General features: G+C 65.6%; 22 protein-coding genes. 12 read left to right on the forward strand and 10 right to left on the reverse strand.

Translation table 11 applies throughout. From position 1 onward, the window contains the following. The first annotated feature begins 33 nt into the window (after positions 1 to 33). The gene (locus tag AC0J42_RS00780; protein WP_473005031.1) at positions 34 to 930 is read left to right on the forward strand and encodes a peptidoglycan DD-metalloendopeptidase family protein; all 897 of its coding nucleotides are present in this window, start codon (positions 34 to 36) and stop codon (positions 928 to 930) included. Between the two features lie 14 nt (positions 931 to 944). Here AC0J42_RS00780 and AC0J42_RS00785 read toward each other — a convergent pair whose 3' ends face one another. The 3 genes from AC0J42_RS00785 to phoB form a co-directional block, all read right to left on the reverse strand. Next, the gene (locus AC0J42_RS00785) at positions 945 to 2,285 is read right to left on the reverse strand and encodes a hemolysin family protein (RefSeq protein ID WP_416421784.1); all 1,341 of its coding nucleotides are present in this window, start codon (positions 2,283 to 2,285) and stop codon (positions 945 to 947) included. Positions 2,286 to 2,385: 100 nt separating this feature from the next. Continuing rightward, complete coding sequence (gene phoR / locus AC0J42_RS00790) at positions 2,386 to 3,672, reverse strand: phosphate regulon sensor histidine kinase PhoR (protein WP_473006795.1); 1,287 nt, start codon at positions 3,670 to 3,672, stop codon at positions 2,386 to 2,388. Positions 3,673 to 3,750: 78 nt separating this feature from the next. Then, on the reverse strand, positions 3,751 to 4,440 hold the full coding sequence (gene phoB / locus AC0J42_RS00795; protein ID WP_008366891.1) for a phosphate regulon transcriptional regulator PhoB: 690 nt from the start codon (positions 4,438 to 4,440) through the stop codon (positions 3,751 to 3,753). A 149-nt stretch (positions 4,441 to 4,589) separates the two neighbouring features. On the opposite strand from phoB, the gene AC0J42_RS00800 reads away from it, so the two are divergent. Further along, positions 4,590 to 4,982 (forward strand): COG4315 family predicted lipoprotein, encoded by a 393-nt coding sequence (locus tag AC0J42_RS00800; protein ID WP_416421785.1) that lies wholly within the window; start codon positions 4,590 to 4,592, stop codon positions 4,980 to 4,982. Between the two features lie 126 nt (positions 4,983 to 5,108). Here AC0J42_RS00800 and ubiA read toward each other — a convergent pair whose 3' ends face one another. Both ubiA and AC0J42_RS00810 read right to left on the reverse strand, forming a co-directional pair. After that, complete coding sequence (gene ubiA / locus AC0J42_RS00805) at positions 5,109 to 5,999, reverse strand: 4-hydroxybenzoate octaprenyltransferase (protein ID WP_473005032.1); 891 nt, start codon at positions 5,997 to 5,999, stop codon at positions 5,109 to 5,111. Beyond that, positions 5,999 to 6,598, reverse strand: coding sequence for a chorismate--pyruvate lyase family protein (locus AC0J42_RS00810; RefSeq protein ID WP_416421787.1), 600 nt, complete (start codon positions 6,596 to 6,598; stop codon positions 5,999 to 6,001). Before AC0J42_RS00810 ends, ubiA begins: the two co-directional genes overlap by 1 nt. Positions 6,599 to 6,709: 111 nt before the next feature. Between AC0J42_RS00810 and AC0J42_RS00815 the strand changes: the two genes are divergently transcribed. The 3 genes from AC0J42_RS00815 (at position 6,710) to AC0J42_RS00825 (ending at position 8,518) form a co-directional block, all read left to right on the forward strand. Next, positions 6,710 to 6,877, forward strand: coding sequence for a rubredoxin (locus AC0J42_RS00815; RefSeq protein WP_027616797.1), 168 nt, complete (start codon positions 6,710 to 6,712; stop codon positions 6,875 to 6,877). A gap of 28 nt (positions 6,878 to 6,905) precedes the next feature. Beyond that, a complete protein-coding gene (locus tag AC0J42_RS00820) occupies positions 6,906 to 8,054 on the forward strand; it encodes an NAD(P)/FAD-dependent oxidoreductase (protein WP_473005033.1) in 1,149 nt (382 codons plus the stop codon). A gap of 188 nt (positions 8,055 to 8,242) precedes the next feature. After that, positions 8,243 to 8,518: an HU family DNA-binding protein gene (locus AC0J42_RS00825; protein WP_008366879.1), complete on the forward strand. Its 276-nt coding sequence runs from the start codon at positions 8,243 to 8,245 to the stop codon at positions 8,516 to 8,518. 171 nt (positions 8,519 to 8,689) lie between these two features. On the opposite strand, the gene AC0J42_RS00830 is transcribed toward AC0J42_RS00825, so the two are convergent. From AC0J42_RS00830 to AC0J42_RS00840, 3 genes are all read right to left on the reverse strand, one after another. After that, positions 8,690 to 9,025, reverse strand: coding sequence for a tryptophan synthase subunit beta (locus tag AC0J42_RS00830; protein ID WP_416421789.1), 336 nt, complete (start codon positions 9,023 to 9,025; stop codon positions 8,690 to 8,692). A gap of 101 nt (positions 9,026 to 9,126) precedes the next feature. After that, the gene (locus tag AC0J42_RS00835) at positions 9,127 to 9,852 is read right to left on the reverse strand and encodes a DUF3142 domain-containing protein (protein ID WP_473005034.1); all 726 of its coding nucleotides are present in this window, start codon (positions 9,850 to 9,852) and stop codon (positions 9,127 to 9,129) included. Further along, on the reverse strand, positions 9,849 to 12,017 hold the full coding sequence (locus AC0J42_RS00840) for a PA5441 family protein (RefSeq protein WP_473005035.1): 2,169 nt from the start codon (positions 12,015 to 12,017) through the stop codon (positions 9,849 to 9,851). Before AC0J42_RS00840 ends, AC0J42_RS00835 begins: the two co-directional genes overlap by 4 nt. Before the next feature lie 215 nt (positions 12,018 to 12,232). On the opposite strand from AC0J42_RS00840, the gene iolG reads away from it, so the two are divergent. The 6 genes from iolG to AC0J42_RS00870 all read left to right on the forward strand — a co-directional run bounded on the left by iolG (position 12,233) and on the right by AC0J42_RS00870 (position 18,622). Continuing rightward, a complete protein-coding gene (iolG, locus tag AC0J42_RS00845) occupies positions 12,233 to 13,246 on the forward strand; it encodes a bifunctional inositol 2-dehydrogenase/D-chiro-inositol 1-dehydrogenase (RefSeq protein ID WP_473005036.1) in 1,014 nt (337 codons plus the stop codon). Positions 13,247 to 13,556: 310 nt separating this feature from the next. Next, positions 13,557 to 14,009 carry a MarR family winged helix-turn-helix transcriptional regulator gene (locus AC0J42_RS00850; protein WP_416421793.1) on the forward strand — a complete coding sequence of 151 codons (453 nt, stop codon included), beginning with the start codon at positions 13,557 to 13,559 and terminating at the stop codon, positions 14,007 to 14,009. Next, positions 14,006 to 16,093, forward strand: coding sequence for an FUSC family protein (locus AC0J42_RS00855; RefSeq protein ID WP_473005037.1), 2,088 nt, complete (start codon positions 14,006 to 14,008; stop codon positions 16,091 to 16,093). Before AC0J42_RS00850 ends, AC0J42_RS00855 begins: the two co-directional genes overlap by 4 nt. Next, a complete protein-coding gene (locus tag AC0J42_RS00860) occupies positions 16,090 to 16,299 on the forward strand; it encodes a DUF1656 domain-containing protein (protein WP_416421795.1) in 210 nt (69 codons plus the stop codon). Before AC0J42_RS00855 ends, AC0J42_RS00860 begins: the two co-directional genes overlap by 4 nt. Further along, positions 16,296 to 17,189: an efflux RND transporter periplasmic adaptor subunit gene (locus tag AC0J42_RS00865; RefSeq protein WP_416421796.1), complete on the forward strand. Its 894-nt coding sequence runs from the start codon at positions 16,296 to 16,298 to the stop codon at positions 17,187 to 17,189. The genes AC0J42_RS00860 and AC0J42_RS00865 overlap by 4 nt, the downstream gene beginning before the upstream one ends. Further along, complete coding sequence (locus tag AC0J42_RS00870; protein ID WP_473005038.1) at positions 17,186 to 18,622, forward strand: efflux transporter outer membrane subunit; 1,437 nt, start codon at positions 17,186 to 17,188, stop codon at positions 18,620 to 18,622. The genes AC0J42_RS00865 and AC0J42_RS00870 overlap by 4 nt, the downstream gene beginning before the upstream one ends. 85 nt (positions 18,623 to 18,707) lie before the next feature. Here the strand turns inward: AC0J42_RS00870 and AC0J42_RS00875 are convergent, their stop codons facing one another. Both AC0J42_RS00875 and AC0J42_RS00880 read right to left on the reverse strand, forming a co-directional pair. Then, entirely contained in the window at positions 18,708 to 19,466 is a 759-nt protein-coding gene (locus tag AC0J42_RS00875; RefSeq protein WP_416421798.1) for a slipin family protein, read from the reverse strand. A 3-nt stretch (positions 19,467 to 19,469) separates the two neighbouring features. Continuing rightward, positions 19,470 to 19,955, reverse strand: coding sequence for an NfeD family protein (locus tag AC0J42_RS00880; protein WP_473005039.1), 486 nt, complete (start codon positions 19,953 to 19,955; stop codon positions 19,470 to 19,472). 80 nt (positions 19,956 to 20,035) lie between these two features. On the opposite strand from AC0J42_RS00880, the gene AC0J42_RS00885 reads away from it, so the two are divergent. After that, on the forward strand, positions 20,036 to 20,275 hold the full coding sequence (locus tag AC0J42_RS00885; protein WP_027980809.1) for a DUF2789 domain-containing protein: 240 nt from the start codon (positions 20,036 to 20,038) through the stop codon (positions 20,273 to 20,275). Positions 20,276 to 20,448: the final 173 nt, after the last annotated feature.

Genomic DNA, 20,448 nt, shown 5'->3' on the forward strand with positions numbered 1-20,448 from the left:
TCTTGGCCGAGGCCCATATTGCAGAATGCCATCATGCAGCTTCGTACCTTTCTCCTCTGCGCGCTGGCGCTAAGCAGCGGCCACGCGGCAGCCACCACCATCTACAAGTACACCGACGCCTATGGCGTGACGTCCTACACGGACCGGCCCACCCGCAACGCCAAGGTGCTGGTGTTCGCCGACCGCATGACCGAGCGGCTGGACCAGCAGGTGCACCTGGACGTGCGCAAGCAGCTGGGCGTGACCACCTTCACCGCCCGCAACGAACTGTACGCACCCGTGGAAGTGGAGCTGCGCCTGGCCAACCTGGGCAACGTGCGCGCTGGCGCGCCGTCCTTGGTACGGCGGGTGCTGCCGGCACGCTCGACCATCGACCTGGCCACCCTGGTGGCGCAGAAGCCGGGGCAGGCGCTACGGTTTTCGCAGACGTTTCGCTACTCACTGGGCAACCCTTCGACCGCCCCCATGGGCTACCGCTACCCCCTGCCGTGGGTGGGTGGCCCCTTTCGCCTGACCCAGGGCCCCAACGGCACCTTCAGCCATTTCGGGCCCAAGAGCCGCTACGCCATGGACATCGCCATGCCCGTGGGCACGCCGATCATCGCTGCCCGGGGCGGCACGGTGGTGAAAGTGGAAAACGACCAGGGCAGCGGTGGCAACAACCCGTCCGGAAATTTTGTGCGGATACTGCACGATGACGGCACGATGGGCGTTTATCTGCACCTGATGCAAGGTTCGGTGAGTGTGCGCGAAGGCCAGCACGTGGCGGTGGGCACGCCGCTGGCGCGTTCGGGCAATACCGGCAACAGCACCGGGCCGCACCTGCACTTCGTGGTGCAGCGCAACGTGGGCCTGGGGCTGGAGTCCATACCCTTCCAGTTCAACCAACCGGTGGGTACGTTGCCCAACTTTGCGTTGGGCAATAAATAACCAGAAGGGGCTGATTACTCCAGGCGCAGCACTTTCGCCAGGACGATCTTGGGGCCTTTCATCTTCTTGATGATGATGCGCAGGCCTTCGACCTCCAGCACTTCTTCCTCTTCAGGCACGCGCTTGAGGCTGTCGTAGATCAGGCCGGCCAGGGTTTCCGCCTCGATGTGGTCCAGGTCGACGCCCAGCAGGCGTTCCACCTTGAACAGCGGCGTGTCGCCACGCACCAGCAGCTTGCCCGGCTGGTAGGCCAGGATGCCGCGCTCGGCCTTGCGGTGTTCGTCCTGGATGTCGCCAACCAGCACTTCCAGCACGTCTTCCATGGTCAGGTAGCCGATCACCTTGCCGTCGGCTTCTTCCACCAGGGCGAAGTGCGCGCCGCCCTTGCGGAACTGCTCCAGCAGGCGCGACAGCGGCATGTGCCGGGACACGCGCTCCAGCGGGCGAATCAGCTCGGCCAGGTTGAACGACTCGGGAATATGGTCCAGGTCCGCCAGTTCCAGCAGCAGGTCCTTGATGTGCAGCAGGCCGACGAATTCGTTGCGCTGGGCGTCATACACCGGGTAGCGGCTGAACTTGTGGCGGCGGAACAGCGCGAGGATTTCCTTCAGCGGGGCGTTGAAGTCCAGGCTGACCATGTCCTCGCGGGAGTTGGCCCAGTCCACCACTTCCAGCTCGCCCATTTCCACGGCCGAGGCCAGCACGCGCATGCCCTGGTCGCTGGGGTCCTGGCCACGGCTGGAGTGCAGGATCAGTTTCAGCTCGTCGCGGCTGTAGTGGTGCTCGTGGTGCGGGCCAGGCTCGCCCTGGCCGGCGATGCGCAGGATGGCGTTGGCGCTGGCGTTGAGCAGGTAGATGGCCGGGTACATGGTCCAGTAGAACAGGTACAGCGGCACCGCCGTCCACATGGACAGCAACTCGGGCTTGCGGATGGCCCAGGACTTGGGTGCCAGCTCGCCCACCACGATGTGCAGGTAAGAGATGACGAAGAAGGCGCTGAAGAACGAGATACCCTTGGCCACTTCCGGCGACTGCACGCCCACCGCTTCCAGCAGCGGCTCCAGCAGGTGCGCGAAGGCCGGTTCACCCACCCAGCCAAGGCCCAGGGAGGCCAGGGTGATACCCAGCTGGCAGGCGGAGAGGTAGGCGTCGAGCTGGCTGTGCACGGTGCGCAGGATCTGCCCGCGCCAGCCGTTTTTCTCGGCGATGGATTCCACGCGGGTGGAGCGCAGCTTGACCATGGCGAACTCGGCGGCTACGAAAAAGCCGTTGAGCAACACCAGCAGCACAGCGAAAAGAATCATGCCGAAGTCGGCGAAGAGTGAAGCGAGGGTAAAGCCAGGGGAAGGGTCCATGATGGAGTTTTACGGGTTCCGTCTTCAGAAAAAGGGGGTGGCAGCGGTGCCTGAAATGCAGGCACAAGACTATCAATGTAGCGGCTGAAGGGGCGCTTGCCTAGAGGACCTTCAGGCCTTGTGCCTGCATCACCAGCTGCTGCGGGGCGAAAATGCAGGTGAAGGTGCTGCCCTGGCCCGGCGTGCTGCTGATCTCCAGGTGCCCGCGGTGGCGCAGCAGCACATGCTTGACGATGGCCAGGCCCAGGCCGGTGCCGCCGGTGGCCGACGCGCGGCTGGAGTCCACGCGGTAGAAGCGCTCGGTCAGCCGCGGCAGGTGCTTGGCGTCGATGCCGATGCCCGAATCCTGCACGCTCATGTAGGCCATCTTGCCGTCGCCCCACCAGCGGATATGGATGTTGCCCTCGGCGGGGGTGTACTTCACCGCGTTGAAGATCAGGTTGGAAAACGCGCTGCGCAGCTCCGACTCGCTGCCCTTGAGGCGGATGTTGTCGTCTGCTTCCAGGGTAATGCGCTGGTTGCGCTGCCCGGACAGGGCCTGGGCGTCGCTCTTGATCGACTGCAGCAGGGCGTAGACCGCCACCGGCTGGGTGTCGGAGGGGTAGTCGGTGGCCTCCAGCTTGGCCAGCAACAGCAGGTCGTTGAGCAGCGTTTGCATGCGCCCGCCCTGCTGCTGCATCTGTTGCAGGGCCCTGGCCCAGCGCGGGTTCACGTCCTCGACGTTGTCCAGCAGGGTTTCCAGGTAGCCGGCGATCACCGTCAGCGGCGTGCGCAGTTCGTGGGAGACGTTGGCGATGAAATCCTTGCGCATCTGCTCCAACTGGTGGATACGGGTCACGTCGCGCACCAGCATCAGGTGCTCGTTGTTGCCGTAGCGGGTGATCAGCATCTGCACGCGCATGCGGTCATTGATGGGCGAGGGGATTTCCAGCGGCTCGGCGTAGTTCTCGGCCTCGAAATATTCCTTGAAGCGCGGGTGGCGCACCAAGTTGGTCACTGGCTGGCCACCGTCCTGGGGCGTCTTGAGGCCCAGCAGGGTTTCGGCGGCGCGGTTCCACCACTCAAGGTTGCCTTCGCTGTCGAGCATGATCACCGCATCGCGCAGGGCCGCGGTGGATTCCTGCACGCGGTCGATCACCGCTTGCAGGCGCCCGCGCACGCGCTGGTCGCGGCGTTGCAGGTGGTAGATGCTGTCGAACACGTCGCCCCACAGGCCGTAGCCATCGGGCGGTGCTTCGTCGGGTTGGTGCTGGTTGAGCCAGTGGTGCAGGCGCAGCAGTTGCTTGAGGGTCCAGCCCAGGTACAGGGCCAGGCCCGTGGCCAGGCACCAGCCGTAATAACCGCTGACCAGCCCTGCCAACAGGCAAAGCGTGACCAATATCAGCATGTGCCTGATCAGGATGCTGTGCCAGTTCTGGTTCAATTAACGTCGCGTCCTTTCGAGTTATGGCCTGGCGAGGGGGCTTCAGCTCTTGGTGGAAAAGCGATAGCCGGTGCCGCGCACGGTTTGTACCAGATTCTCGTAGGCGATGCCGAGTGCCTTGCGCAGGCGGCGGATATGCACATCGACGGTACGCTCCTCGACATAGACGTTGCCGCCCCACACCTGGTCCAGCAGCTGGCCACGGGTGTAGGCGCGTTCCTGGTGGGTCATGAAGAACTGCAGCAGGCGGTATTCGGTGGGGCCCATCTCGGCCGGGCGGCCATCGATGGTCACGCGGTGGCTGATGGGGTCCAGCAGCAGGCCGCCCACTTCGATCGGCGCCTCGCCGTCGCTGGGGCCGGCGCGACGCAGCACGGCCTTGAGGCGCGCCACCAGCTCGCGGGGCGAGAACGGCTTGGTGATGTAGTCGTCGGCGCCCACTTCCAGGCCCTGGATCTTGTTGTCTTCCTCACCCTTGGCGGTGAGCATGATGATCGGGATGTCGCCGGTCAGCTCGTCACGCTTGAGGCGGCGGGCCAGCTCGATACCCGAGGTGCCGGGCAGCATCCAGTCGAGCAGGATCAGGTCAGGCTTGCGGTCGACGATGATGGCGTGGGCCTGCTGGGAGTTTTCTGCTTCGAGGCAGTCATAGCCAGCCATTTCCAACGCGACGGCGATCATTTCGCGAATGGGCGCTTCGTCGTCAACGATCAGAATGTTCCTGCCAACCATGCTCAAACCTCTTGTCATTGAAGTGTCTTGGGGCGCATTAGATAACGGAATTATTGCAGTCGTGTGACAGGTTGCCGCCAGCGTACCAAGTTCCGGACGCTGAGCTAAGCTGAAATTCCGTTACCACGAATAACAATGAGGTAGATCCAATGACACGACATACGCTGAACTGGATGGCCTTGGTCGGCGCCTTCGCCCTGGCCGCCCCTGCCCTGTCCCAAGCGGCAGAGCCTGCGATGGCCAAGGACGGCATGCTGGTGGACCACCACGGCATGACCCTCTACACCTACGACAAGGACGGTGACGGCAAATCCAACTGCAACGACAAGTGCGCCGAGAACTGGCCGCCGCTGATGGCCGAAAGCGGGGCCAAGGACGACGGCGACTGGACCGTGGTCAAGCGTGATGACGGCAAGATGCAATGGGCGTTCGGCGGCAAGCCGGTGTACACCTTCAAGATGGACAAGAAGGCCGGCGACAAGATGGGTGACGGCAAGATGGACGTCTGGCACGTAGTGCCCACTGACGCCGACGCCGATTGATAGCGAGTACCCGCGACCTGCGATCTGTGGGAGCGGGCTCTGCCCGCGAAAAGAACACCGCGTTGTGCCAGGCGACTTGCGGTGCCATCTTCGCGGGCATAGCCCGCTCCCACGATAATTGAGCCGTTAGCGCAAGGCGTAGTCGGCGACGATGCCGACGAAAATCGCCAGGCCTGCCCAGTGGTTGTGCAGGAACGCCTTGAAGCATTTCATCCGTTCGCGGTCGCGGGTGCTGTGCCATTCCCAGGCAAAGCACGCCGCCGCCGCCAGCAGCCCCAGGTGGAACCAGCCGCCCAGGCCGAACTGGCCGCCGGCCAGCAGCAGGCACAGCAGCGCCAGGCCCTGCAGCACCACGATGATCAGCCGGTCGGCGTCGCCGAACAGAATGGCCGTGGACTTGACCCCAATGCGCAGGTCGTCGTCGCGGTCGGTCATGGCGTAATAGGTGTCATACCCCACCGTCCACAGCAGGTTGGCGATGTACAGCAGCCAGGCCGCAGCGGGCAGGTGCCCGGTCTCGGCGGTGAACGCCATGGGCATGCCCCAGGAGAACGCTGCGCCCAGCACCACCTGCGGGTAATAGGTGTAGCGCTTCATGAACGGGTAGGTGGCCGCCAGCAGCAGGCCGCCGAACGACAGGCCGATGGTGGTGGCGTTGGTGCACAGCACTAGGGCGAAGCTGATGCCCACCAGCACGGCGAAGAACACCAGCGCCTCGCGCGAGCTGATGCGCCCACTGACTAGCGGCCGCTGCTCGGTGCGTTTCACGTGGCCGTCGACCTTGCGGTCGGCGAAGTCGTTGATCACGCAGCCGGCGCCGCGCATCAGCACCACGCCCAGCACGAAGATCACCAGGTTAGCGAGGGACGGCTTGCCTTCGCCGGCGATCCACAGCGCCCACAGCGTCGGCCACAGCAGCAGGTAAATGCCGATGGGCTTGTCCATGCGCGTCAGCTGGACGAAGTCCCAGGCGCGCGGGTGCACCCGGTTCAGGGATTTGAGCAGGCTCTGGAACATCAAGGGTTCTCCGCGTCGAGTTGAGCGGCCGGCCACAGTGCCGGCAGGAAGACTTCGGCCACCAGCACCTTCAGCGCGCCGCGGTCAAAGCGCGAGCGGCGCGCCCACAGCCCTTCGCAGGCCTGCTCGGCGGGCAGCCAGGGGGCGGGGTAGTGGCATACCTCGATGGGCTGGCGCTGGAACGCCGGCGTGGTGAACAGCAGTTCGCCCAGCGAGCGGCTGCCCAGGGCGTCCAGCGCCAGGCCGTCGGCTTCCAGGGCCTGGCGCCCGGCCACGCTGCGGGCGAACACCCACGGCGTGCCATGGCCGCGCAGGTACACCTCGCGCACCCAGCCGCTGCTGCCATCGGCCAGGCCAAGGGCCTGACATTCATCGGCGCGCAGTACCTGCCATTGCTCGTGCAGGGGTGTGACACTGAAGTGGTCGCGGGACAGGCGGGTCAGGCGGCGGGTCAGCGAGCCCTGGTCGAACAACCAGTCGCGGGTGGTGGCATCGGCGCCCGATGGCGCCTGCGCCAGCCATGCCGGCGCAAAGGTGAATGCATCTGTCACGGTAAGCAGCTGTCTGCAAGCGAAGAAGCCGCCGAGCTTAGCATGCATTCACGCTTGCATCTGTGCACAACCCCCAGTACAAAACCGGCTGAGCCGGTCGGCAACGCAACAAACATCGATCGACCGAGCCTTGAGCCTGAGCAATGAGGAAACCGGCAAATGAAAAAGTGGCAGTGCGTGGTATGCGGCCTGATCTACAACGAAGCGGACGGCTGGCCCGATGACGGCATCGCCCCTGGCACCCTGTGGCAGGACGTGCCGGAAGACTGGCTGTGCCCCGATTGTGGCGTGGGCAAAATGGATTTCGAGATGATCGAGATCGCTTGATCGATTCTTCCCTGCAAGGAGTACCTAAATGACAGCACCTGTGGTGATCGTGGGCACCGGCCTGGCCGGCTACAACCTGGCGCGGGAATTTCGCAAGCTGGACGGCGAGACGCCGCTGCTGTTGATCACCGCCGATGACGGTCGTTCGTACTCCAAGCCGATGCTCTCCACCGGCTTCGGCAAGAACAAGGACGCCGACGGCCTGAGCATGGCCGAGCCCGGCGCCATGGCTGACCAGCTCAAGGCCGAGATCCGCACGCACACGCGGGTCACCGGCATTGACCCGGGGCACAAGCAATTGTGGATCGGCGAGGAAGCCGTGCCGTATCGCGACCTGGTGCTGGCCTGGGGCGCGCAGACGGTCAGCGTGCCGGTCCAGGGCGATGGCGCCGACGCCGTGTACCCCATCAATGACCTGGAGGACTACGCGCGCTTCCGCGCCGCCGCCCAGGGCAAGAAGCGCGTGCTTATATTGGGCGCTGGCCTGATTGGCTGCGAATTCGCCAACGACCTGATTGCCGGTGGCTTTGAGGTGCAACTGGTGGCGCCCTGCGAACAGGTGATGCCGACCCTGCTGCACCCCGCGGCGGCTGCCGCCGTGCAGGCCGGGCTGGAAGGCCTGGGCGCGCGGTTCTACCTGGGCCCGGTGCTCAACCGCCTGGAGCGCGTGGCCGACGGCCTGCAAGCGCACCTGTCCGACGGCACCGTGCTGGGCTGCGACCTGGTGGTGTCGGCCATCGGCCTGCGCCCGCGGGTGGACCTGGCTGCCGCGGCCGGCCTGGAGGTGAACCGCGGCATCGTCGTCGACCGCGCGCTGAAGACCTCCCACGCCAACATCCATGCGCTGGGCGACTGCGCCGAGGTGGATGGCCTCAACCTGCTGTACGTGATGCCGCTGATGAGCTGTGCCCGGGCCCTGGCGCAGACCCTGGCCGGCAACCCCACGGCCGTCAGTTATGGCCCCATGCCCATCACCGTCAAGACCCCGGTCTGCCCGCTGGTGGTGTCGCCTGTGCCACGGGGCCTGGAAGGCCAATGGCAGGTCGAAGGGCAGGGCGCCGACATCAAGGCGTTGTGCCGTGATGTGGCCGGCAACCTGCTGGGCTACGCCCTTACCGGGGCGGCGGTCGGGGAGAAACTGGCGCTGAACCGGCAGCTCCCGTCGTTGCTGGCGTAAATAACGGTCTTTCTGTCGGATTAACCCGATTTTTGTCGCTACAAACCCCTGGAGGAGACTGGCGCAGCCTCTTGCGCCGTGCCATTCTCACTCGGTCTGCCGCAGCGTAGAGCCTGCGGCGCCTTCGGCGCTGTTCCGGAAGAACAGCCCGGGCAATAACAACAAAAAACCGTCAAAGGGGCTTCACTATGCGCAAACCAGAACTCGCCGCCGCTATCGCCGAAAAAGCAGATCTCACCAAGGAACAAGCCAACCGCGTGCTCAACGCGGTGCTGGAAGAAATCACCAACGCACTGCACAAGAAAGACAGCGTCACGCTGGTCGGTTTTGGCACCTTCCTGCAGCGCCATCGCGGCGCCCGCACTGGCAAGAACCCGCAGACCGGTGAGCCGGTCAAGATCAAGGCCAGCAACACCGTGGCGTTCAAGCCTGGCAAGTTCCTCAAGGACAGCGTCAACCCGTAAACGGGAGCGCGTAAAAAAAGGGCCCTGAGGGGCCCTTTGTCGTTGCTACCGAACCCCGTGGCGCGTTGAACGCCGTAGCCGCTGCCGAAGGCTGCGCTGGCCCTTGCCCACGCTGGAGATCTTCAGGGTACTCGAGGGCCAGCGCAGCCTGTCGGCAGCGGCTACAGGGCGTTACAGCAACTTGTCGCCATCGTCCAGCAGGTGATCCAGCCCGCCCAGCTCGCCGCGCACCGCGTCGCGGGTCTTGAGCTTGGCCAGCGCTGCTTCGGGCAGGTCGGTGATGCGGATCACGCCCTTGCTGGTCAGCACCTGGATCAGGTCGTCGAGCACGCGGATCATGTCCATGTCGCTCTGGCGCAGCTGCTGCAAACGCCCCTCGATGGTGCCGCGGGCCTGCCAGGCCAGCACATCGGGGTGGTCTTCGACGAGGAAATCTTCCGCCTGAGGGTAGGCAGTCTTCTCGGCGCGGATGATGTGACCGAGTGCATTGCGTTGCACGTAGTACATGGGGGCCCTCCTTGAGGTAACCGGTAACGTTCAACAAGCAGCTTAGGCTAGCTTGCCCAAAGCCGGTCTGCATTGCCATGGGCCAGCGCCGGGGGCGGCAACTATTTTTGCGCGGCCGCCGGGTTCTGCAAAAACACCACGTACCCCTGGAACCAGGGGCTACTGCCCAGGAAACCGGGCGCCTGCCAGTCGCCGCCCTGGATCAGCCCGACCTTGAACGGCAGGCCCAGGCGGCTGAGCCTGGGCAGATAGGCGGCGTAGTCGGGAATGCTGTGCCGGCCCTGATAGGTCTGCACCACCACTTCATCCACCACGCCGCGCAGTTGGCCGATGACCTGGGCATCGGCGTTGCTGCTCCAGTCCATCAGGCCGGTGATGCTCAGGCGGTAGTGGGCGGGAAGGCGCTGGCGCAGGTCGCGCAGGAAGGCCACGTATTCGTCGAGGTAGCGGGTGCGGGCGTCGAAATCGATCTGGATGCCCACCACCGGGTTGCCCGCCGTCACCCAGCGTTGCACCTGGCCGAACAGCTGCCGGTACACCTGGTCTGGCCAGTGTAGGGTGTCGACCCGGTACGCCAGCCACACCTGGCCGGCGCCCAGCCGGGGCATGGCCATGCCCTGGGCGATCAGTTGCACGGGCGCTTGGCGGTTGCGCCGGGGCGTGGCCACCTGGCCCTGCAGAATGTACAGCGTGCGGGCGTGGGCCAGCGCCGGCTGGCTGGCCACCCCGCCCCACACCCAGAAGGCGTCGTGGTCGGCGGCGTCAACGGCGGCCTGGGCGCTGGCGGTTGCCGCCAGCAGCCACAGGGCCAGGCCCCAGTGCCTCACCAGTAGTACTGCAGGGTCTTGCCCCAGGTGGTGTCGGCGTAGCCGGCCTTCAGCTCGCGGAACCATTTCTTGCGCAGGGCCGGGGCAATGTCCTGGCTGCCGCAGCTGTTGTAGCCGCTGGGCGCATAGCAGTTGATGGCGCGGTACAGGGCGTAGGCGCGGTCGGTATGGCCGGCCTGCTTGTTGGCGATCACCTGCTGGTAGCCGTCGAGGCGCGAGTAGACCGGGCCGTTGAAGCTGCCTGGCTTGCCCTTGGCCTTGGCGGCGCGCTGGTCCATGGGCAGCGAGTCCAGGCTGTTGCGCAGCATGAATTCACCCAGGCAGTTGAGCGCCTTGGGGTCATTGGCGGCCTTTTGCAGCGCTGCGGCGGTGTCGGCGATGGCCGGGCAGCTGTAGCCCGAAGCGGCCTGGTCGCCCTGCCAGCGGAACATGGCCAGGCTGCGACCATCGCCGTAGACGAAGCCCAGGCTGTTGGTCAATTTTTGCTCAGGGGACGTTTGCGCTGGCAGCAGGCTCATGTCCTTGCCGAAGTCGGCGTACAGGCCACGGGTCAGGTCCTTGTACAGCAGCACGAACAGCGCGGTGTCGCGCTCGGTCTGGTCCAGCCCCTTGCTGACCTGGCGGCGCAGCAGGTCGGCGCTGGCGCTGCTGTACAGCATGATGTTGCGCAGCTGCGCGGCCTTGATCGGCGAGTCGTCGGCAAACACCTTGTCCAGCTGGCCGCTGGCCTGGTAATTGAGGGCCAGGGCCATCTCCAGCTGGTCGCGTTGCAGCGGTTGCTGGGCGGCGGGTAGCAGCTTCAGCCACAGCTGCGCCGCGCCGGGGTAGTCCTTCTTCTGCTCCAGGGCCAGGCCGCGCAGGGTCTGCTGGCTGAACGCCAGGTAGTCGAGCTTGGCCGGCACGTCGATGGGCACGGCGGCCAGGGTCGCGTCCGGGTCGTTGGCGATGTACAGCTGGTACACGCCCAGCAGATAGTCATGCAGGCCCGGTTGCTCGGCAAACAGCGGCTTCTGCGCCTGCAGTTCGGCCAGCGTCAGGGTGGGCAGGGGCTTGCCGCGCAGCTGCATCAGGTCCACCACCGCCAGTACCAGCGGGTCTCGCACCTGCCCAGGCTTGGCGCCGACCAACAGCTTGGCGTCGGCTTCGGTGATCAGCTGGTTCAGGTCGGTGTTGCGTTGCTGCGGCGTGGCCTGGGTCAGCTGCCAGGCGAAATCGGCGGCCAGCGCCTGCTGGTCGCCCGCCAGCCAGTGCACCCGGCGCAGCAGGCCGCGGGCCGAGGTGGCGTACTCGCCCTGTGGATAAGTTTCCAGGTAATGATTGAAGCCAGCGCCGGCCTGCTGCAGGGCGGCAGTGTCGACTTTCGCCAGGGCCACCATGCCGTATTCGTCGAAGGCGTTGGCCTGGGCGGCGTTCAGCGCGGTGCGGGCGCTCATGTACAGCGCCGTTTCCTTCACCCATTGCGCCGGGCTGCTGGCCAGTGCGGCGAACTGCGCCTGGGCCTGGTCGAAATGGCCACGGTAGAAGTTGGCGGCGGCTTGCAGGTAGCTGGCGAAGGTTTGCCCTTGGGGCGACTGCACGGTGGGCAGCAGGGCGGCCAGGTCGCTGTCACTCCAGTCACAGGCGCCCAGCATGGCCAGCCGCGCCTTGCCCAGGGCCTGGCGTTCGTCTGCCGGCAGGTCCTGCAGTTGTTTCAAGAACTCGCTGGCGCTGGCTTCGGCGTTGCTGCGGCACCGGCTGCCTTCGCCGCCCAGGAAGTTGTCGCCGGCCAGGGTTTGCGGGGCGGCGGGCAGGCCCAGCTGGCTGGTCAACTGGTCCAGGGCACGCGGGGCTGGCGCCGCCGTGGCGTCCGGCGCTGGTGCTGGCGGGCTGGCTGGCGTCAGGCGCGCCATGTCGAAGGGCACCGGGCCGTAGCCTTCCTGGCGCTCCTGGTCAGTGATGCCCATGTCGGGCAGGGGCAGTGCGCCCTTGTCGGCCAGCAGCAGGCGCAGGTTCACCTGGCTGTCGTTGCCCGGCGACAGGAAGGGCAGGCTGTTGCAGCCACCGGCGAAGCCGTTCACGTTGAGCACCCAGGCCGGGTAGCAGGAATCGTCGCCGCTGGCGAAGGCCTGGGTGGCGAAGCCGGCGCTGATGGCCAGGGCAAGTGGGGCTAGCAGGCGGGTGCGCATTGATCGTCCTTAATCGCAGGTTCTGGGTGGCGGTGATGATACAACCGCCATCGGCGAGTGCGGCAAAATCCGCCAATAAAACAAAAATTCCAAATGAATTATTTATAGAAAAATAATTGATTTCGCCAAGGCGCCGTTCTAGCCTGAGATCACTCGAACGGCTTTCCTCCCGAAAGCCTGATCAAGCGGCCCACAACAACAAATCAGGAGCCATCATGACTTTGAACATCGGTGTCATCGGGACCGGCGCAATCGGCCGCGAACACATCCGTCGCCTGAGCTTCGCCCTCGCCGGCGCGCGCGTGGTGGCGGTCAACGACATCAATGCCGAGCAGGCGCGCGGCGTCGTCACCCAGTTGGGCATCGAGGCCGAGGTGTATGCCAGCGGCCAGGACCTCATCAACGCGGCCAACGTGCAGGCGGTGCTGGTGACGTCCTGGGGCCCCAGCCACGAAGAGTTCGTGCTGGCCGCCATCGCCGCCGGCAAGCCGGTGTTCTGCGAGAAACCCCTGGCGGTCACGGCCGAAGGCTGCCGGCGCATCGTCGAGGCGGAAATGGCCCACGGCACCCGCCTGGTGCAGGTCGGCTTCATGCGCCCATTCGACCAGGGCTACCGCGCGCTGAAGGAAGTGATCGACAGCGGCGCCATCGGCGAGCCGCTGATGCTGCACTGCGCCCACCGCAACCCCGAGGTGCCGACGGCCTATGGCACCAGCATGGCTATCACCGACACGCTGATCCATGAGCTGGACGTGCTGCGCTGGTTGGTCGACGACGACTACGTCTCGGCCCAAGTGGTGTTCCCGCGCAGCACCCGCAACACCCATGCCGCCCTGCGCGACCCGCAGATCGTGCTGCTGGAGACCGCCCGTGGCGTGCGCATCGACGTCGAAATTTTCGTCAACTGCAAATACGGCTACGACATCCAGTGCGAAGTGGTGGGCGAGCAGGGCATCGCCAAGCTGCCCGAGCCCACCAGCGTGCAGATGCGCAGCGATGCCAAGCTTTCCACCGGCATCCTGATGGACTGGAAAGACCGCTTCATCGATGCCTACGACGTGGAGCTGCAAGCGTTCATCAAGGGCGTGACCAGCGGCCACCTGGGCGGCCCCTCGGCCTGGAACGGCCTGGCCGCCGCCGTGGCCGCCGACGCCTGCATCCTGGCGCAGACCAGCGGCAACATCGAACCCATCGACCTGCCACCACGCCCCGCCTTCTACGCCGACTGAACCCTGGCCGTGGGAGCGGGCTCTGCCCGCGAAAGCCGCACCGCGCAGTCTCAGTCAGACCGTGGCGTTATCTTCGCGGGTAGAACCCGCTCCCACGACAGCAGCCCCGTAACCGCGGTTACGGGGATTTTTTCGCCTGCGGAAACGCTGCTGTAACGCGCGCAACGGCACTGTTGCGTCTATAACAACAAGGCAGCCAGGCATTTGCGCCACGCCGCGAAATGTCTCGCCGCCACTATTGACGGAGGGGGATTCCTTGCCCGAATATAGATAGTTAGCAAACTATGAATATCGGTGTGTTCCTGTCCAAATGAATCTCGACAAGCTCCACCTCAATATCAGTAGTGGCATGGTCACGGCCGCCCGCCACTGGCGCCGCATCTGCCAGACCACCCTGGCCAACTACGGTATTTCCGAAGCCTGCGCGGTGCCGCTGCTGCTGATCGTGCGGCTGGGCGACGGCGTGCGCCAGGTTACCGTGGCCCATGCCGCCGGGCTTGAGAGCCCGTCCCTGGTGCGCCTGCTCGACCAGCTGTGCTCGTCAGGCTTCGTCATTCGCACTGAAGACCCTACCGACCGTCGCGCCAAGGCCCTGAGCCTGACCGCCACCGGCCGCGAGCTGGCCGAAGCCATCGAAGGCGAGCTGGTGCGCCTGCGCCGCGAGGTGCTGCACGACATCGCTCCCGCTGACCTGGAAGCCGCCTTGCGCGTGGTGCGGGCGTTCGAGGAAGCCGGGCAGGGCACGGCGGTGTCGCCGTCTTGAAAGCCTTTTTCAGTGATGTCCCGCCGCTGCGGGACTGGTTCTACGGTGTGCGTACCTTCATCGCCTCGATGGTGGCGCTGTACGTGGCCATGAAGCTGGAAATGCCACGCCCCTACTGGGCCATGGCCACCGTCTACATCGTTTCCAGCCCGTTCGTCGGCCCTACCACGTCCAAGGCGCTGTACCGGGGCATCGGTACCTTCGTCGGCGCCGCCGCGGCGGTGCTGTTCGTGCCCATGTTCGTGCAGACGCCGTTCCTGCTGGCGCTGATCGTCGCGGCCTGGACCGGCACCCTGCTGTTCCTGTCCCTGCACCTGCGCACGGCCAACAGCTACGCGCTGATGCTGGCCGGCTACACCATGCCGCTGATCGCGCTGCCGGTGGTGGACAACCCGACGCTGGTATTCGACATCGCCTCGGCGCGCTTCCAGGAAATTTGCCTGGGGCTGATCAGCGCCGCCGTCATCGGCTCGATCTTCTGGCCGCGGCGCCTGGCGCCGGTGCTCGGCGACGCCACGCGCAAGTGGTTCGTGGAAGCCACCACCTACAGCGATCGCTTCCTGTCGCGGGAAATCACCGCCACCGAAGTAGGCACCCTGCGCGCGTCCATGGTCGCCACCTTCAACTCCCTAGAGTTGATGATTGGCCAGATCCCCCACGAAGGCGCACTGCCGCAGACCGTGCGCAACATCAAGGAACTGCGCGGGCGCATGATTCACCTGCTGCCCACCATCGACGCCCTGGACGACGCGCTGATTGCCGTGGAGCGCCGCACCGAGTTGATCGCCATCCTGGCGCCGGTGCTCGAAGACGTGCGCCAGTGGCTCAAGGAAACCAGGGAGAACGCCTCGCCGGCGTTGTGGACCCAACTGCACGCGCGCCTGGCCGAGCTGCAGCCCGAGCCCGAGGCCCTCGACGACCGTCGCAACCTGCTGCTGTCCAACGCCCTGTACCGCCTGGGCGAGTGGGTGGACCTGTGGCAGGACATGCGCACCCTGCAGCTGGCCATCGAGACCGAGGACCAGTCGCAATGGCGCGCCGTGTATCGTCACTGGCGTTTGGGCCGGCTGTCGCCGTTCTTCGACCGCGGCATGATGATGTACTCGGCGTTCACCACCATCATGGCCATCGTCGTCGCGTCGATGATCTGGATCTTCACCGGCTGGGCCGATGGCGGTGGCGGGGTGATCCTCGCGGCCGTGGCCTGCAGCTTCTTCGCTGCCATGGACGACCCGGCGCCGCAGATCTACCGGTTCTTCTTCTGGACCCTGATCGCGGTGGTGATGTCCAGCCTCTACCTGTTCCTGATTCTGCCCAACCTGCATGACTTCCCCATGCTGGCGCTGGCGTTCGCGGTGCCGTTCATTACCGCGGCCACCCTGACCCTGCAGCCGCGCTTCAACCTGGGCATGATGCTGACGCTGGTCAACGGCGCCACCTTCATCAGCCTGGACACCGCCTACGACGCCAACTTCCTGTCCTTCCTGAACTCCAACATCGCGGGGCCTGCGGGCCTGCTGTTCGCGTTCCTGTGGACCCTGATGGTGCGGCCGTTCGGCACTGAGCTGGCGGCCAAGCGCATGACCCGCTTCAGCTGGCGCGACATTGTCAGCCTCAGCGAACAGGCCACCCTGGCCGAGCACCGCGCCATGGGCGTGCAGATGCTCGACCGGCTGATGCAGCACCTGCCGCGGCTGGCCCAGACCGGCCAGGACACCGGCGGCGCGCTGCGCGACCTGCGCGTGGCGCTGAACATGCTCGACCTGCTGGCCTACATGCCGCGCATTCCGGTGGGCCCGCGCGCCCAGGTGCGCCAGGTGGTGGACGAGGTGGGCGGTTATTTCCGCAACTGCCTGAAGGCCCGCGAACGGTTGCCTGCGCCCATGTCTATCCTCATGACCATGGACCGGGCGCGCCGGGCGCTGGCCCAGCAGCATGTGGGTGACGAGGCCGAGGCACGGGTGCAGATGCTGCACTCGCTGAGCGGCCTGCGCCTGGCGCTGCTGCCGGGTGTGGAAGTGGTGATCGAGCCGAGCGCAGCCCCAGAGCCGCCGACTCAAGGCCTGGATGGAGCTCCGTTATGATCGGTGAAATTGATGTAAGCGGGATCTTCCTGCCCACGCTGCTGGTGATGATGGCTATCACCTATGTGCTGTTCCTGATAGTCCACGGCGTGCTCAATCGCCTGCACTTTTATCGCCTGGTCTGGCACCGGGCCTTGTTCAACGTCGGTCTGTACGCGCTGATGCTAGGCGCGGTGGACGCACTCTGCCGAAACCTGATGACATGAAAAAACCCTTGTTGACCGTTGGCCGCCTTCTCCTGACCCTGCTGGTGGTGGTCCTTGCCACCGTGGTGGTCTACCGCATGGTGATGTACTACATGTTCGCGCCCTGGACCCGCGACGGCCACATCCGTGCCGACGTGATCCAGGTATCGCCTGACGTCTCCGGGCTGATCCAGGACGTGGCGGTGCACGACAACGAAGTGGTCAAGCGTGGCCAGGTGCTATTCACCATCGACCAGGACCGCTTCAGCCTGGCCCTGCGCCAGGCGAAAGCCGCCCTGGCCGACCGCCAGGAAACCATGGCCCAGGCGCAACGCGAGGCGCGCCGTAACAAGGGCCTGGGCAACCTGGTGGCCAAGGAACAACTGGAGGAGAGCGACTCCAAGCTGGCCCGCGCCCAGGCCGCCCTGGCCGAGGCCCAGGTGGCCGTGGACACTGCCCAGCTGAACCTGGACCGCTCGGTGATCAAGAGCCCGGTGGACGGCTACCTCAACGACCGTGCGCCGCGTGCCCACGAGTTCGTGGCGGCCGGCCACCCGGTGCTGTCGGTGGTGGATAGCAGCTCGTTCCACGTCGACGGTTACTTCGAGGAAACCAAGCTGCCGCTGATCGAAGTGGGGCAGAAGGTCGACATCCGCGTGATGGGTGACAACGCCCGCCTGACCGGCCACGTGCAGAGCATCGTCGCCGGCATCGAAGACCGCGACCGCAGCAGCGGTTCCAACCTGCTGCCCAACATCAACCCGGCGTTCAGCTGGGTGCGCCTGGCCCAGCGGATTCCCGTGCGCATTGCCTTCGACGACGTGCCGGAGCACTTCCGCATGATCGCCGGGCGTACCGCCACGGTGTCCATCGTCGACGAGACCGGCCACTCCGCGGAGGCCGCTCGATGAACCACTGCGTGCGTCTTTCGGCGGTGGCCCTGGGGCTGCTGCTGTCGGCCTGCCAGATGGTGGGGCCGGACTACCACCGGCCCAAGGACGGCGCGATCAACCGCCCCGACCTGCAAGGCAGCCTGGCCACGGGCGACAGCAACGTGGTGTCGGCCCCGGTGCCGCAGGACTGGTGGAAGCTGTACAACGACCCGCGCCTGGACCAGTTGGTGGGTGACGCGTTGGTGTCCAGCACCGACCTGCGCATCGCAGCCGCCAATCTCAGCCGCGCCCGCGTGCAGATCGAGGAAGCGCAGAACGCCGGTGGCTTCACCACCACCGCCGAGGCGGGGGCGCAGCGCTTGCAGGAGTCTGCCCAGTCTTACCTGCAGAGCGTGAAGATCCCGGTGGCCAACGTCGGCAGCCTGGCGTTGACCACCTCCTATCAGTTTGACCTGTGGGGCACCTTGAAGCGCGGCGTCGAGGCCTCCCAGGCCAACGCCGACGCGGCCCAGGCCGCCGCCGACACCGCGCGCATTACCCTGGTGGCGGAAGTGGTGCGCTCCTACACGCAAATCTGCGCTGCCAACGAAGAACGGCACATTGCCCAGAAGTCTTTGGACCTGCAGATGCAGGGCGTGCAGTTGACCCAACGGCTGCGTGACGCTGGCCGTGGTGACGAAACCCAGGTGACGCGCACCCAGACGCAGTTCAAGTCGTTGCGTGCCGACCTGCCCAAGTTCGAAGCCCAGCGCCAGGCCGGGTTGTACACCCTGGCCATGCTGCTGGCCAAGCCGGTCAACCAGTTGCCGGCGGGCACCGCTGATTGCGCCGAGCTGCCGAAGATCGCCCAGGTGATGCCCGTGGGTGACGGCGCCGCGCTGCTCAAACGCCGCCCTGACGTGCGCCAGGCCGAGCGCAAACTGGCCGCTGCCACCGCCGAGATCGGCGTGGCTACCGGCCAGCTGTACCCCAACATCAGCTTCGGTGCCACCGTGGGTTCGGTGGGCTTCCTCAAGGACCTGGGCGAAGACACCACCAACCGCTGGGGCTTTGGCCCGCTGATCACCTGGACCATCCCGGGCAACCAGGCCCGCGCCCGCGTGCGTGAGTCCGAGGTGGCCACCCAGGCGGCCCTGGCGCACTTCGATGGCGTGGTACTGAATGCCGTGCGCGAAGCCCAGACCGGCCTTGCCCAATACACCGCCCTGCTGGAGCGCCGCGACGCCCTGGCCGACGCCGAGCAATCGGCCCGCCAGGCTGCCGACCAGACCCACCGCTTCTTCCTGGCCGGCCGCGAATCCTTCCTGGCCGACCTGCAGGCCACCAAGACCTACACCGACGTGACCGCCCAGCTGTCCGCCGCCAACACCCAGGTGGCGATGCAGCAGATCAACGTGTTCCTGGCGTTGGGTGGCGGTTGGGAAACCCCACAACATCCAACCACCCCGTAGCATACGCCGCCAGGCGGCGTCCCTGGGCTTGCACCGTGGTGCTGCCGGACGCAGCCTTCGGCAGCTGCTACGGGATGGTGGGGTGTCAGGGTTTGGCGGACAGGTCGGCCATGCCCTTGAGCAGTTCGATGGGCAGCGGGAAGACGATGGTCGAGGTCTTGTCGCCGGCGATGGCGCTCAGGGTCTGCATGTAGCGCAGTTGCATGGCGCCCGGCTGGCGGCCGAGCATTTCGGCCGCCTGGGCGAGTTTTTCCGAGGCCTGCAGCTCGCCCTCGGCGTGGATCACCTTGGCGCGGCGCTCGCGCTCGGCTTCGGCTTGTTTGGCGATGGCGCGCACCATCGATTCGTTGAGGTCCACGTGCTTGATCTCGACGTTGGCCACCTTGATGCCCCACACGTCGGTCTGCGCGTCCAGCACCTGCTGGATGTCCATGTTCAGCCGCTCACGTTCGGCCAACAACTCGTCCAGCTCATGCTTGCCCAGCACCGCACGCAAGGTGGTCTGCGCCAGTTGGCTGGTGGCCATCAGGAAGTCCTCGACCTGGATAATCGCCTTCTGCGGGTCCAGCACGCGGAAGTACAGCACGGCATTGACCTTCACCGACACGTTGTCGCGGGTGATGACATCCTGGGGCGGCACGTCCAGCACCACGGTGCGCAGGTCGACGCGCACCATCTGTTGCACCACCGGGATCAGGATGATCAGCCCCGGGCCTTTCACCTGCCAGAAGCGCCCCAGCTGGAACACCACGCCGCGCTCGTATTCACGCAATATCCGAAAGGTGGACAGCGCCAGTAGGAAGAGCACCACCAGCACGGCGGTGTAGCCGATTTCGATGAACATGGTTCACGCTCCCGTGGGCGGTTTCGCCGCGGCCACTTCCAGCTGCACGCCGCGGCGGGCCAGCACCTTCACGGGCTCGCCCTGTTGCAGTGGCGCCTCGCAGCGCACCTGCCATTGCTCGCCTTGCAGCTGCACCCAGCCGGCGCAGGGGTTGTCCGATTGCAGCGCCGACACCGGCGTCACCTGGCCTACCAGTTCGCTGTCGCCACCCACCGGCCGGCGCCGTGCCGCACTGATGGCCATGGCCAGCACCGTGATCACCAGCACCACCGCCACGGCCGCCATGGCCAACAACAGTGTGCCCGACACCGCGATATCCGGCCCCTGGGCATCCACCAGTACCACCACGCCCAGCAACAGCACCACCAGGCCACCCACGCCCAGCACGCCATAGGTCGGCAGCAGTGCTTCGATGGCCAGCATGACCAGGCCGAAAAGGATCAACCCGACTGCCGCCTGGTTAACGGTCAGCACAATCACAGCGCCCACATGAACCTCCGGGGTTGCCCCTCGACGCCAGCGTCAAAATTACCTTTAATAAGAGTTTAGTTGACCCCGAGGGTACCCACATGGAATCGCCCAGCCATAGCCTGCCCGCCCTGTTCGATCAGCTGGGCCTGGCCTCCTCGCCAGTGGAAATCGAGCGCTTCGTCACCAGCCACTCGCCGCTCAAGCCCGGCCTGAAACTGCATGAGGCGTTCTTCTGGACACCTGCCCAGGCCGCCTTCCTGCGCGACGAAATCCTCGAGGACGCCGACTGGGCGGAAGTCATCGACCAGCTCAACGAACTGCTGCACAAAGTGCGCTGACCCTGCCGCTTATCCGCTGCCGCCGTGCTTTTGACTTTTGCAGGCAACACTCCCCGCAAGCTGTCCTATGCTCTGATTTATCGGGTTCCTGTGGTCTGTTCATGACCGCGCGGCGGTACTCACGCGGATTCTTTCAGTCATCACTGGCCCCGGGTCAATGGGATGATAATAAC

This window comes from Pseudomonas sp. Tav-5-1A (assembly GCF_055755055.1).

Bases quoted from the DNA above. Each gene is read 5' to 3' on its own strand.
- AC0J42_RS00780 (WP_473005031.1), top strand. From the start codon at position 34: ATGCAGCTTCGTACCTTTCTCCTCTGCGCGCTGGCGCTAAGCAGCGGC.
- AC0J42_RS00785 (WP_416421784.1), bottom strand. From the start codon at position 2,285: ATGGACCCTTCCCCTGGCTTTACCCTCGCTTCACTCTTCGCCGACTTC.
- phoR (WP_473006795.1), bottom strand. From the start codon at position 3,672: ATGCTGATATTGGTCACGCTTTGCCTGTTGGCAGGGCTGGTCAGCGGT.
- phoB (WP_008366891.1), bottom strand. From the start codon at position 4,440: ATGGTTGGCAGGAACATTCTGATCGTTGACGACGAAGCGCCCATTCGC.
- AC0J42_RS00800 (WP_416421785.1), top strand. From the start codon at position 4,590: ATGACACGACATACGCTGAACTGGATGGCCTTGGTCGGCGCCTTCGCC.
- ubiA (WP_473005032.1), bottom strand. From the start codon at position 5,999: ATGTTCCAGAGCCTGCTCAAATCCCTGAACCGGGTGCACCCGCGCGCC.
- AC0J42_RS00810 (WP_416421787.1), bottom strand. From the start codon at position 6,598: ATGCATGCTAAGCTCGGCGGCTTCTTCGCTTGCAGACAGCTGCTTACC.
- AC0J42_RS00815 (WP_027616797.1), top strand. From the start codon at position 6,710: ATGAAAAAGTGGCAGTGCGTGGTATGCGGCCTGATCTACAACGAAGCG.
- AC0J42_RS00820 (WP_473005033.1), top strand. From the start codon at position 6,906: ATGACAGCACCTGTGGTGATCGTGGGCACCGGCCTGGCCGGCTACAAC.
- AC0J42_RS00825 (WP_008366879.1), top strand. From the start codon at position 8,243: ATGCGCAAACCAGAACTCGCCGCCGCTATCGCCGAAAAAGCAGATCTC.
- AC0J42_RS00830 (WP_416421789.1), bottom strand. From the start codon at position 9,025: ATGTACTACGTGCAACGCAATGCACTCGGTCACATCATCCGCGCCGAG.
- AC0J42_RS00840 (WP_473005035.1), bottom strand. From the start codon at position 12,017: ATGCGCACCCGCCTGCTAGCCCCACTTGCCCTGGCCATCAGCGCCGGC.
- iolG (WP_473005036.1), top strand. From the start codon at position 12,233: ATGACTTTGAACATCGGTGTCATCGGGACCGGCGCAATCGGCCGCGAA.
- AC0J42_RS00850 (WP_416421793.1), top strand. From the start codon at position 13,557: ATGAATCTCGACAAGCTCCACCTCAATATCAGTAGTGGCATGGTCACG.
- AC0J42_RS00860 (WP_416421795.1), top strand. From the start codon at position 16,090: ATGATCGGTGAAATTGATGTAAGCGGGATCTTCCTGCCCACGCTGCTG.
- AC0J42_RS00865 (WP_416421796.1), top strand. From the start codon at position 16,296: ATGAAAAAACCCTTGTTGACCGTTGGCCGCCTTCTCCTGACCCTGCTG.
- AC0J42_RS00870 (WP_473005038.1), top strand. From the start codon at position 17,186: ATGAACCACTGCGTGCGTCTTTCGGCGGTGGCCCTGGGGCTGCTGCTG.
- AC0J42_RS00875 (WP_416421798.1), bottom strand. From the start codon at position 19,466: ATGTTCATCGAAATCGGCTACACCGCCGTGCTGGTGGTGCTCTTCCTA.
- AC0J42_RS00885 (WP_027980809.1), top strand. From the start codon at position 20,036: ATGGAATCGCCCAGCCATAGCCTGCCCGCCCTGTTCGATCAGCTGGGC.